Origin of the sequence: Streptomyces sp. NRRL F-5727, from assembly GCF_000719555.1 — a bacterium.
GTDB lineage: Bacteria > Actinomycetota > Actinomycetes > Streptomycetales > Streptomycetaceae > Streptomyces.
On the sequence record NZ_JOGX01000047.1, the window covers coordinates 37,635 to 49,686 of the forward strand.

The following is a 12,052-nucleotide window of genomic DNA, read 5'->3' on the forward strand; positions in this document are numbered from 1 at the left end:
GGGCGGGTGGCTATGCGACGAGGTCGGGTAGCTATGCGGCGCAGGTCGGGTGCGTATGCGGCGCAGGTCGGGTGCGTATGCGGCAAGGCGCCTATTCCGGCGGCAGCAGTTCGACCGTCACATCGGCCGGAAATCCGGTCGTCGGGCCGGTGCGGCGGGCGAACTCGCGTACTCCGGCGAGTTGCTCGGGACCGAAGCGGAAGTCGAGCGTGCGGAAGTAGCGCTCCAGGAGCCGGGCGTCGAATGACTCCCAGCGGGCGGCCTGTTCGGCGACCTTGGCGACCTCGTCGAGGGAGAGGTCGCGGGAGGCGAGGAAGGCCCGGTGGACGTCGTGGACGGTCTCCGGTTCGCGCGCCAGGTACTCCTTGCGGGCGGCCCAGACGGCGAAGACGAAGGGCAGTCCCGTCCACTCCTTCCACATCAGGCCGAGGTCGTGGACCTGGAGCCCGAGCCGGGGCGCGTCGTGCAGCGAGGCGCGCAGGGCGGCGTCGCCGATGAGGACCGCCGCCTCGGCCTCCTGCATCATCAGCCCCAGGTCGGGCGGGCAGGTGAAGTACGCGGGCTCGACCCCGTACCGCTCCGCGAGCAGCAGCTGGGCGAGCCGCACCGAGGTCCGGGAGGTGGAGCCGAGCGCGACGCGGGCGCCGTCCAGCTCCTCCAGGGGGCGCTGGGAGACGATCACGCAGGACATGACAGGGCCGTCGCAGCCGACGGCGATGTCGGGGAGCGCGACCAGCCGGTCGGCGTGCCGCAGGTACTCGACGAGGGTGATGGGGCCGATGTCGAGGTCGCCGCGGACGAGCCGCTCGCTCAGCTTCTCCGGGGTGTCCTTGGTCAGCTCCAGATCGAGGAGCGTCCCGGTCCTGGCGAGCCCCCAGTAGAGGGGCAGGCAGTTCAGGAACTGGATGTGCCCGACGCGGGGCCGGCTGCGCTGGTGCTCGTCGTTCGCATTGTCCACATCGCGAGGCTAGCCGCGTCTCGTACGGTGGACATCGCCGGGGGAGATCCGGGCCCGTCACCGGCGTGGCGCGTCAGCGCCTTAGGGCCGGAGTCAAACATGCGGGTGACGTGATCTTTCCCTCTATCGCGTCGCACACGCTGCGTGCTACGCTCGACGCAAGTTGCAGTTTGGTTTCCCTTGCAGTACAGAGCCTGCGGAGCATGTGACCCGCAGGCTTTTGTAGTTTTCAGACTTCTTTGCAGGTTCTGGAGCAGGGCGACCCTTTGGCCCATAGGAGGGCTCATGGCTACCGGAACCGTCAAGTGGTTCAACGCTGAAAAGGGCTTTGGCTTCATCGCCCAGGAAGGCGGCGGCCCGGATGTCTTCGTCCACTACTCCGCGATCAACGCGAACGGCTTCCGTTCCCTGGAGGAGAACCAGGCGGTGAGCTTCGACGTCACCCAGGGCCCGAAGGGTCCGCAGGCGGAGAACGTCACCGCGATCTGAACGCCGTAGTGGCGATCGAGATCTTCTAGAGCAGTACCCAAGGAGCCCCGCTCCGTGCCGCCTGCCGGCACGAGCGGGGCTCCTGCCCGTTTTCGGGCCCCCGGGGGTTTCAGGGGCTTCCGGGCCCCGGGGCTTCCGGGGTTTTCAGGCCCCCCCGGGGCGGGCTTCCGAGGCGGGCTTCCGGGGCTGTCAGCAGTTCGGGATGACGGTTCCGTTGTTGTCGCGGGCCTCGTCGTTCCCCCAGCGGGACAGGTAGTAGGCGGAGACGTACGCGCCGTAGCCGTTCTTGCCGGCGTAGACGGTGTCGAGGTCGGTGCGGAGCCACCAGTGGTTGTAGTTGCCGGAGGCGTCGCGGATCTCCTGGCCCCAGACCTTGCAGTAGACGTAGTTCGTGCCCGCGTTCAGGACGCCCTGGGGGTCGTTGGTGTTGGCGGCCGCGTAGCCGGTGGCGTTGGCGAAGGTGTCCACCCAGTACTTTCCGCCGCCCCCGCCGGAGCAGCCGTTGTCGCTGGTCAGGTGCTTGGAGCCGTACGAGCCGGGGTAGGGCGCGAGGGAGACGCCGTTGATCACGATGGTCTGGCCGACGCCGTTGTAGAGCTGCTCGTAGTGGATGTGGGCGCCGGAGCTGTTGCCGGTGGAGCCGGTGGTGCCGATCTGCTGGCCCTGGGAGACGGCGGCGCCGTTCGCGACCGAGTAGGCGTTCAGGTGGAAGTAGTACGTCTTCCAGCCGCCGCCGTGGTCGATCACGATGTAGTTCCCGGCGCCGGTCGGCTGCGAGTAGCGGTAGGCGGTGCCGGAGGCCGAGGCCAGGACCGGGGCGCCGGCGGTGGCGCCGCCGTCGGAGCGGACGAAGTCCAGGGCCTGGCGGACCTCGGCGGAGTGGTGGCTGTAGGTCCACTTCTGGCCGCAGGCGAACGGGGCCTTGAAGAGCGGCGCGGCGTGGGCGGTGCCGGCCGTGCCCAGGACCGTGAGGAGGCCGGCGAGGAGCGCGAGCAGGGCGCCGAGGGCGGGGACGCGGGCGAAGCTGCGGGCGGAGCTGCGGGAGGTCTTCCGGGCTCTCTTCCGGGCCGGGGTCGGCGCTGTGGTCCGAGTCGTACGCGGGTGACGCATGTGTCCTCCGTGACGTGAGGTGACAGGGGTTTACGCGCGTTGACCGACCACAGGGTGCCGGAAGTCCCGGCGCCGGAGTAGCCCGCGTACGCCACATGCGGAGCGGCCCCGATACGTACGCTGGACACATGACCGAACGGAAACCGCCGGGCGTCAGCTTCGAGTCCTTCGTCGACAAGCAGATCCGGGAGGCGACCGAGCGCGGGGAGTTCCGCGAGCTCCCCGGCTTCGGGAAGCCCCTCCAGGACGACGCCGCGCCCTATGACGAGCTGTGGTGGGTCAAGCGGAAGCTGCACCGGGAGGGCGTGGCGGTCCTGCCGCCCGCGCTCCAGCTGCGCAAGGACGCCGAGGACGCGGCCGCGGCGGTCGCGGAGGCCCGCTCCGAGAGCCAGGTCCGGCGGATCCTCGGCGAGATCAACACCAAGATCGCGGAAGCCCTGCGCCGCCCGCCGGCCGGTCCGCCGCTGAACCTGACGCCCTTCGACGTCGAGGCGGAGCTGGCCCGGTGGCGGGCGGCGCGCGACCCCAAGGGGGCGTGATGAACAGTGCCGGCCTGCTGCTCGACTCCTTCGGCCGGATCCGGGAGGCCGTCCACGCGGCCGTGAAGGGCCTCGGCGAGGACGAGCTCGCCGCCCGGATCGACCCGGACGCCAACTCGATCGCCTGGCTCGTCTGGCACCTCACCCGCATCCAGGACGACCACCTGGCGGGCGCCTTCGGTACGGAGCAGCTGTGGCGCTCCGACGGCTGGCGGGACCGCTTCGGCCTGCCGTTCCCGCCCGCGGCGACCGGTTACGGTCACACGTCCACGCAGGTCGGGGCCGTACGGGCACCGGCGGCGCTGCTGCTCGGCTATCACGACGCGGTGCACGACCGGACGGCCTCGCTGCTGGCGCCGGTGACGAACGCGGACCTGGACCGGGTGGTGGACACGGCCTGGGACCCGCCGGTGACGCTGGGCGTCCGGCTGGTGTCGGTGATCGCGGAGGACCTGCAGCACGCGGGGCAGGCGGGGTACGTGCGGGGGGTGGTGGAGCGGACGGGCGGGTGAGGGGCGCGGGTGGTGGCGGGTGGGTAACCTGTCCGGCCCCGGCGCGGGTTGACGGTCACTCGATCGAACGAATCGGCGATCTTCCGTACAACCACTCGACCCGATCGCGAGTCTGACCCTGCACGGCACGCCCCGTGCCGGGTCTTCTCGTGGGGGTCTCCTTGCAGTTCCGCACCACCCGTCCGCGTCTCGCCGCGGCCGTCACCGCCGTCCTCGCCGTCACCGCGCTCGGCGCGGGCACGCTCGCCACGGCGCCGGCCGCCTTCGCGGCCACCTCGGGTGCCGTCTCGGCCACGCAGGCCGACGCGCTTCCGGTCTTCCCGGCCGGGTCCAGCGTCATGGGAGGCGGCCCGACCGGCTTCCTCACGTACGGAGACGCCGGCCTGACGTGGACGCCGTACGACGGCGGCGCCGCGACCCCCATCGACCTCGCCGCGTACGACAACGGCGGCTGGGCGCCGACCGGAAGCGACGTGGTCGCCATCGGCAACCACGGCAGCTTCCCCCAGATGACCGCCGTCACCTTGCGGGACATGGCCGCCCCGGAGACGCCCGTCCTCGACATCGACCTCGGCGCGCTGGACGCGAACTTCGTGGCCGTGCTGGGCCCGAAGAGCGTGCTCGCGCAGGCGACGAAGAGCGACGGTACGGCGGAGCTGATCGTCGTGACCCAGGACGGCGCCACGCCGTCCACCCGCAAGATCTCCGGTCTTCCCGCCGACGCCGACCGGTTCGTCACCAACGCCGCCGTCCAGGGCGACCGGATCCTCGTCGGGTACGAGACCGGCCCCGAGGAGGCGCGGACCGGCGCCCGGGCCGTGATCGACCTCGCGGCGGGGACCGCCGTCGAGACGTACGCGTCCGGCACGTCCGGCGTGTTCGGTGGCGGCCCCAGCGCGCTGATGTTCTCCGGCTCCCACGTGGCCTGGACGGAGTGGCAGAGCGGCTCCGGCCAGACCGTCGTGTCCGTCGAGCGCGCCACGGGCGTCCGCAAGACGACCGTCATGGGTCCCGACGACGAGTACCGCGCCGTGCTGGTCGGTGACTGGCTGGTGTACGGCAACGACTGGCGGCCCGGCCTGGCCGTGTCCCTGACGGACGGCCGGACCGTCGAGCTCTCGGAAACCGCCACGGGCATCGTCACGCGCGGCGACGGCAGCGCGCTGCTGAGCGGCCGCACGGCCACGGGCGGCTCCGGGCTGTTCCGGCTCGACCCGCGGACCGGCGAGGCCCCGGCCGTCACCAAGACGGCGGAGATGGACCCGGAGCCACTCGCGATCGAGCAGGTCCACATCCCCGACAGCGTGAATCTCGACAGCACCGGCGGCAAGGCCACCCTGGCGTGGACGCTGTCGCGGCCCGACGTCGAAATGAGCATCGTGCTCACCCACACCGCCACCGGCCGGGAGTTCCACGGGTACGTGCCGGCGCCCGCCAGCGGCACCCGCTTCTCCTTCACGTGGGACGGCGTCCTCGACGACCGCACGGACGGGCCGAACGGCGAGTACGCGGTCGAGGCGTACGCGATGCGGGCCGACGGGGTCGGCGAGCCCGTCTACCAGGGCTGGCTGACGAGCATCCAGCGCACCGCCAACCCGCACGACTTCACCGACAACGGCTCCACCGACGTCCTCGTCCGGGACGCCGCCGGCGTGCTGTGGCGCGACGACCTGCGCGACCGACCGGTGAACGGGCAGGTCAAGACGATGGCCGACCCCGCCCGGATCGGCTCCGGGTGGAACACGTACAAGCAGATCGAGGCCGTCGGGAACATCGGCGGCAGCGCGACCGGCGACCTCGTCGCCCTCGACGGCTCGGGCGTGCTCTGGTCGTACGCCGGGAAGGGCGACGGCACCTTCGCCACCCGCGTGCAGGTCGGCGGCGGCTGGGGCGTCTACAACAAGCTCACCGGCGGCTCCGACCTCGACGGGGACGGGCGGTCCGACCTGCTCGCCACCGACACCTCCGGGGTGCTGTGGTTCTACAAGGGCACCGGCGACCTCGCCAAGCCGTTCGCGACCCGCGTCCGCGTCGGCGGCGGCTGGGGGATCTACAACCAGCTCACGGCCGTCGGGAACATCGCCGGCACCGCCGCCGGTGACCTCGTCGCCCGCGACACGTCCGGTGTCCTCTGGCTCTACCAGGGCAACGGCACGGGCAACTTCCTCACCCGTACCAAGATCGGCGGCGGCTGGGGTGCCTTCAGCCAGCTCGTCGGCGCCGGGGACGTCGACAGCGACGGGCGGCCGGACCTGATCGCGTACGGGGCGGGCGGCACGTACGTCTACCACGCGAACGGGACCGTCACCGGGACCTTCACCCGCCTCAACACCGATCTGTACGCGGGTGAGGGCACCAAGTTCACCAGCGTCGCCTAGCCACACCGGCGACACCCGGCACCACCGAGTTACCCGGCCGGCCGCGCGAGCGGCCGGCCGCACACCGGGCCCCCTCGGCGAAGACCTCTACCGACCGCCGGCTACTGATCCCCGGCCCTCACGCACGTCCCTCACGCACCGCCCCCATGACGTCCCTCACGAAGGGGAGCACAGTGAACCACCGCATCACCGGGCGCCGGCTCGCCGCCGCCCTCGTCACCCTGGCCACGGTCACGGCGGTGACCGGCACCCTCGTCACCGCCCCGGCGATGGCCGCCCCCGCCGGCGCGACCGCCGAGCGGTGCGTGCCGTCCGCGGCCGGGCTGCTGCCGGTCGGCGCCGAGGTCGTGGCCGCGGGCGCCTACGGCTACCTCACGAGCTGCACCGACGAGAACGGCGAGCAGCGGCTGAGCCTGCACAAGCCGGACGGCACGATCACGTCGTACGGCGACACGCAGGCGTACGACAGCGGCTCCGACTGGATCGTGACGCGGAACGAGAGGGGCGTCACCGCCCACAACCCGCTCACCGGGGCGTACGCCAACCACACCCTGAGCGGCGAACTGGCCGGTGTGGCCTACGACGTCGCCTACGAGAGCCGCCCGACCGCCGACGGCCTGGGCCGCGAGCTGTGGCAGCTGACGCACACCAACGGCGTCGTCAGCAAGCTCAAGCTGTCGAACCTCTTCAAGGGCGAGCGCGAGACCGCGCACAAGGTCGTGGCGGCGGGCCGGGACGCGGACGGGCGGCCCACCGTCCTCATCATGGGCCAGGGCGAGCACGACGTGAACGGGCACTGGGAGCCCCACTCCTGGAGCGTCGTGATCCCCGTGCCCACCGGCTCGGTGGTGCCCTACGGGTACGGCCCCGGCTGGGACTGGGACGCCGCGACGGTGACGGGCGCCCTCACCCCGAAGTACAAGGCGACCGTCACGCGGGCGACGGACGGCGGGCACACCCTGACCGCGACGGTCATCGGCACCACCACCGTCAAGCGCGTCCCGCTCACCGACATCCAGGGCGTGCCGGTCCTCGCCGGGATCGTCGGCGACACGGCCTTCTACGCCGCCCGGCGCGACCCGTCCGCCGGACGCGACGTCCTGACGCCGCTGTACGCGCGGAACCTCGCCACGGGCGGAGCCCCGTACAAGGTCCTGGAGAACTTCTCCTCCGTCGCCCGCCACAGCGACGGCAGCCTCGTCGTACGCGGCGCGACGGCCTCCACCGACGGCGTGTTCCGCATCGGCCGGAACGGCGACCTGACGCCCGAACTCGTCGCCGACACCGGCGCGGTCGTGGCGCTGAAGGTCGTCGCCTCGTCCGTGCCCGCGACGGCGAACCTGGAGAAGGCCGGGACGAGCGTCCCGATGTCGGTCGACCTGTCCCGCGCCGACGCGGACGTGCAGCTCACGCTCACCCACAACCGCACCGGCAAGAAGCTCACCACCCACATGATCCCGCCGGTGCACGGGGAGCCCCGCTTCGCGTACTCCTGGAACGGGATCATCGACGGGATCAGCGCCCCGAACGGCGCCTACACCTGGCAGATCACCGCCAAGGGCGCCGACGGCACCAGCGCGGCGCCGGTCACCGGGACCCTCACGGTGTCCCGCTCGGCCAACCTGCACGACGTCAACGACAACGGCTCCACGGACGTCCTCGCCCGGGACGCCGCCGGCGTGCTGTGGCGGGACGACCTGTACGACTGGCCGGTGGGCGGCCAGGTGAAGCCGGCCAAGCGGACGAGGATCGGCACCGGCTGGAACACGTACAAGAAGATCGAGGCCGCCGGGACCATCGACGGCGGCGCGACCGCCGACCTGATCGCCGTCGACGGCTCGGGCGTGCTCTGGTCCTACACCGGCAAGGGCGACAGCACCTTCCACACCCGGGTGCGGGTCGGCGGCGGCTGGGGCGTCTACACCCAGCTGGCGGCGGGCTCGGACTGGCAGACGGCGGACCGCTCCTCGGACCTGTTCGCCGCCGACACCTCCGGCGTCCTCTGGTACTACCGGGCCACCGGCAACCCGGCCAAGCCGTACTTCCCGCGGATCCGGGTGGGCGGCGGCTGGGGCGTCTACAACCAGATCACGGCCGTCGGGAACATCGTCGGCGACGTGGGCGGCGAACTGGTCGCCCGCGACAAGGACGGCGTCCTCTGGCTCTACCAGTCCAACGGCTTCTCCTTCCTCCCGCGCGTCCGGATCGGCGGCGGCTGGGGCGGTTTCAGCCAGCTCGTCGGCGCGGGCGACGTCACCAACGACGGGCGCCCGGACCTGATCGCGTACGGAACGGGCGGCACGTACGTCTACCGCTCGAACGGCACGACGAGCGGGGCGTTCACGCGACAGACGACGTCGCTGTACGCGGGCGAGGGCGGCAAGTTCACAAGCGTGTCGTGAGCCGGTGTCCCGCCCGGGCGGGTTTACGGCGATTCGACCGGAAGTCGACTTGACGCACTGACGAACTGACGAATCAACTCCGAACGGTCGTACAACCTTGAAGGGTTGTCGCGAGTCCTGTGGGCGTGGCGTAGGGACGCCACGCCCACAGCGCGTTCGGGAGGAATCCCCTTGAACCACCCCAGCTCCGCCGGCCGGCGACGCCTCACCGGCGCCGTCGCCCTCGTCCTCGCCCTGACGGCCGGCGCGGCCGTGACCGCCTCGCCTGCTCTCGCGGCGCCGCGGGCGGCCACGACCGCCCCCACCGCCGCCGAGGAGCAGGCGGGCCTTCCCGCCCTCGGCACCACCGAGTGGCTGGACGGCGGCGGACCGACCGGATTCCTGACCGGGGTGAACCCCCTCAGCGGCCCCACCGGCCCCTTCCGCTGGTACCGGGCCGGGGACGGGACCCCGGTCACCCTGCCGCAGCCGTACGGCGACAGCTACCCCAAGGCGGGCGGGAGCAGCGACCGGGTCGCGGTGCGGACCCAGCCGAGCGTCTACCGGATCCTCGACATGGCGGCCGGCACCTCCACCGACATCGACACCGCCTTTCTCGGGGGCTCGCACCTCGAGCTGCTCGCCGACGACACGCTCGTGCTGGAGCAGATCGACCGCGACACCCGCGTGAGCACCCTGCACCTCGTCTCCCGGCCTGCCGGCACCGTGGTGCACCACCGGATCACGGGCCTGCCCGCCGACGCGTCCGTCGACCAGGTCGTGCACTCCTCCCCGGGGATCCTCGCCGTCCAGTACTGGGGAACGGTCGGCGGGACGAAGGACGACCGCCTGGCCGTCGTGGACCTGGCGACGGGGAAGGTCGTCGAGGACCGGCCGACGCCCCGCTTCTACCCCAACAGCGGCATCGCGGTCACGGCCGACCACCTGGCCTGGTCCGAGTGGGGCCCCGACGGCATCGTGACCCTGGTGACGGCCCGCCGGGGCGAGACCGGGACGACGCGGCACGCCTCCTTCCGGCCCGACGGCGGCTTCGTCCCGGTCTCCCTGCTCGGGGACTGGCTGGTGTACGGCCAGGGTGAGAAGGCGGTCGCGGCCGTCTCCCTCATCGACGGCACCACCGTGGGCGGTCTCCTCACGAACAGCGTCTCGGATCTGGTCCGCGCCGGCGACGACCTGCTGGCACAGGGCAACACGGCGGAGCACGGCGGAGGCGTGTACCGGATCGCCCTCGGCCCGGACGGCCGGCCGGCCGCCACCCGGGCGGCGGCCGGCGGACCCACCGCGCCCGCCGTCGTCGTGGACGAGCAGACGCCCGCCACCGCGGGCTTCGGCACGGCCGGGGCCAAGGCCGCGCTGCGCTGGCGGTTCGACCGGAGCGACCTGACGGTGGACCTGGTGGTCCGGCACAAGGCGACGGGCAGGACCTGGACGTCCTCCCAACCCCTGCAGGGGACGGACACCGAGGCCCTGTTCACCTGGGACGGGACCTTGGGGAGCGGGACCTACGGCGGCGGGATCGCCGCCTACAACGGCGCCTACGAGTGGAAGCTGACCACCACGGCGTACGGCCCCGTCACGACCGAGCGGACCGGCACCCTGACCGTCGCGAGCGGCACCGCCCCGCACGACTACTCGGACAGCGGCACCCCCGACCTGCTCGTGCGCGACGGCCTGGGCCGCCTCGTCTCCTACGACGTACGGCAGATCACCACCTCCCCGCAGGACGACTGGGAGCGCACCGACCGCGGTGGCGGCTGGCACGTGTACGACCGGCTGGTCTCCGCCGGGAACCTCGACGCGTCGCCGTACGCGGACGTCCTGGCCCGCCGCAAGGACACCGGCGACCTGTGGCTGTACCCGGGCACGGGCCACTCCCTCGCCAAGCCCCTCCGGGTCGGCGGCGGCTGGAACGCGTACGACAAGCTGGCGGCCGGCTCCGACGTGACCGGCGACGGCCGCCCCGACCTGGTCGCCACCGACAGGACCGGCGTCGCGTGGCTGTACAAGGCCACCGGCGTCGGCTCCAAGCCGTTCGCGCCGCGCGTCCGCATCGGCGGCGGGTGGAACACGTACGACCTCCTCACCGCCCCCGGCGACCTCGGTGGCGCCAAGACGGGTGACCTGCTCGCCCGTGACCGCTCCGGCGTCCTGTGGCTGTACCTCGGCAAGGGCGACGGCACCTTCGCGCCGCGCGTCCGGGTCGGCGGCGGCTGGGGCGTCTACGGCCAGGTGGTCAACATCGGCGACGCGGACCGGGACGGTCGCGCCGACCTCATCGCGGAGAGCGGCGGCGACACCAGGCTGCTCACCGTCTACAAGGGCACGGGGGACTGGCGGGCCCCGTTCGGCCGGCCCACGACGCTCAACATCCCCGTGCCGTACACCTCCCCGTACGGCACCGGCCCCGTCGTCTTCTGATCCTCCTCCACCTCTGGGAACCCCGTGAAGCAGCACCACCGCACCACCCGCCGCCTCGCCACCGCCGTCGCCGCCATCCTCGCGGTGACGGCCGGCGGTATGACCGTGCCGGCGTTCGCGGCCGGGCCCGCGGTCCCGACCGTCTCCGCACAGGCAACCGCGGAGACGGTCGCGCCGCTGACCGTCCCGGCCGACTCGGTGCTCGTCAGCGCGGGCAGAACCGGCATCCTGACGAGCACAGGCCGGTACGACGAAACCGTCTACCGCTGGACGCGCCTCTCCGACGGCGTCACCACCCAGCTCCCCGCCGGGCCCCACTGGGGCAGCCCGGGCACCGACCTCGTCGGCTCCCTGAGCGGTTCGGTGTACACGCTCACGGACATGAGCGGCACGCGGGAACCGGTCGTGATCGACCTGTCCGGTCTCGACGCGTCCGGCACCACGGAAGGCGTGCGGCGGATCGTCGGTACCACGCTCGTCGTGCTGAGGCGGGTGAACGGGCGCTTGGAGAACCACCTGGTCTCCCTGGCGGACGGCCGGCTCGTCGACCACAGGATCGACACCCCGCTGAACGCGTACACCACCTACGACGACACGTACGACGCCGGACCCGGGCTGCTCGTCACCGCCTACTCCCCGCAGGAGCCCGGCTCTTCCAGTCGCCTCGCCGTCGTGGACGTGGCGACCGGCGCGCTCACGGAGACGTACGACTACAGGTCGGCTCTCCTGTCCTCCGGCGTCAGGCACGTCGCCCTCACGGGCGACCGGCTGACGTGGATCGACGAGAGCAGGCCCCCCACGCTGACCTCCGTGGTCCGGGGCACGCAGGACGTGGAGCGCGTGGTCCTGAACAACGCCTCCGCCGACGGCTACACCGACACGGCGATCCGGACGCTCGGCGACTGGGCGCTGTACTCCCGGCCCGGCGGCGGCGACGCGCTCTACCCCGACCCCCTCCACGCACTCACCGCACGTCCCCTGGCCGGCGGCGACTCCTACCCCCTCCTGGACCACATGTCGTCCAGCGCGTACGACGCGGACGGCGGCCTGCTCGTGCTCGGCGGCACCCTCGCCCAGGGCGAGGGGTTGTACCGGATCGCCCTAGACCCGGCGACCGGCAGGCCCGCCGCCACGCTCCTGCGCAGCCTCGGCCGGCCCACCGCGCTCACGGTCCTGGAAGAGCAGCCGCCGCCCTCGGGCACCATCGACTTCGACCGCGCGGGCGGGCAGCTGCGGCCGTCCTGGA

The 12,052-nt window shown here is 72.4% G+C and carries 8 protein-coding genes; 6 read left to right on the forward strand and 2 right to left on the reverse strand.

All coding sequences use genetic code 11. From position 1 onward, the window contains the following. Window positions 1-91: 91 nt before the first annotated feature. Window positions 92-958, reverse strand: coding sequence for a menaquinone biosynthetic enzyme MqnA/MqnD family protein (locus IF73_RS0126805; protein WP_031012503.1), 867 nt, complete (start codon window positions 956-958; stop codon window positions 92-94). A gap of 285 nt (window positions 959-1,243) precedes the next feature. Between IF73_RS0126805 and IF73_RS0126810 the strand changes: the two genes are divergently transcribed. Beyond that, on the forward strand, window positions 1,244-1,447 hold the full coding sequence (locus IF73_RS0126810) for a cold-shock protein (RefSeq protein WP_030235313.1): 204 nt from the start codon (window positions 1,244-1,246) through the stop codon (window positions 1,445-1,447). Window positions 1,448-1,636: 189 nt separating this feature from the next. Here IF73_RS0126810 and IF73_RS0126815 read toward each other — a convergent pair whose 3' ends face one another. After that, entirely contained in the window at window positions 1,637-2,557 is a 921-nt protein-coding gene (locus IF73_RS0126815; RefSeq protein ID WP_234338352.1) for a M23 family metallopeptidase, read from the reverse strand. Window positions 2,558-2,685: 128 nt separating this feature from the next. On the opposite strand from IF73_RS0126815, the gene IF73_RS0126820 reads away from it, so the two are divergent. The 5 genes from IF73_RS0126820 (at window position 2,686) to IF73_RS0126840 (ending at window position 10,806) form a co-directional block, all read left to right on the forward strand. Beyond that, complete coding sequence (locus IF73_RS0126820) at window positions 2,686-3,096, forward strand: DUF1992 domain-containing protein (protein WP_031012511.1); 411 nt, start codon at window positions 2,686-2,688, stop codon at window positions 3,094-3,096. Further along, entirely contained in the window at window positions 3,096-3,608 is a 513-nt protein-coding gene (locus IF73_RS0126825; protein ID WP_031012513.1) for a mycothiol transferase, read from the forward strand. The genes IF73_RS0126820 and IF73_RS0126825 overlap by 1 nt, the downstream gene beginning before the upstream one ends. 161 nt (window positions 3,609-3,769) lie before the next feature. Further along, complete coding sequence (locus tag IF73_RS0126830; protein WP_031012515.1) at window positions 3,770-5,986, forward strand: FG-GAP repeat domain-containing protein; 2,217 nt, start codon at window positions 3,770-3,772, stop codon at window positions 5,984-5,986. A 173-nt stretch (window positions 5,987-6,159) separates the two neighbouring features. Beyond that, complete coding sequence (locus IF73_RS0126835; protein WP_037880558.1) at window positions 6,160-8,388, forward strand: FG-GAP-like repeat-containing protein; 2,229 nt, start codon at window positions 6,160-6,162, stop codon at window positions 8,386-8,388. A 171-nt stretch (window positions 8,389-8,559) separates the two neighbouring features. Beyond that, window positions 8,560-10,806, forward strand: coding sequence for an FG-GAP repeat domain-containing protein (locus IF73_RS0126840; protein ID WP_031012521.1), 2,247 nt, complete (start codon window positions 8,560-8,562; stop codon window positions 10,804-10,806). Window positions 10,807-12,052 lie beyond the last annotated feature (1,246 nt).

Coding starts and splice junctions, on each gene's coding strand:
- IF73_RS0126810 (WP_030235313.1), top strand. CDS start 1,244: ATGGCTACCGGAACCGTCAAGTGGTTCAACGCTGAAAAGGGCTTTGGC.
- IF73_RS0126815 (WP_234338352.1), bottom strand. CDS start 2,557: ATGCGTCACCCGCGTACGACTCGGACCACAGCGCCGACCCCGGCCCGG.
- IF73_RS0126820 (WP_031012511.1), top strand. CDS start 2,686: ATGACCGAACGGAAACCGCCGGGCGTCAGCTTCGAGTCCTTCGTCGAC.
- IF73_RS0126825 (WP_031012513.1), top strand. CDS start 3,096: ATGAACAGTGCCGGCCTGCTGCTCGACTCCTTCGGCCGGATCCGGGAG.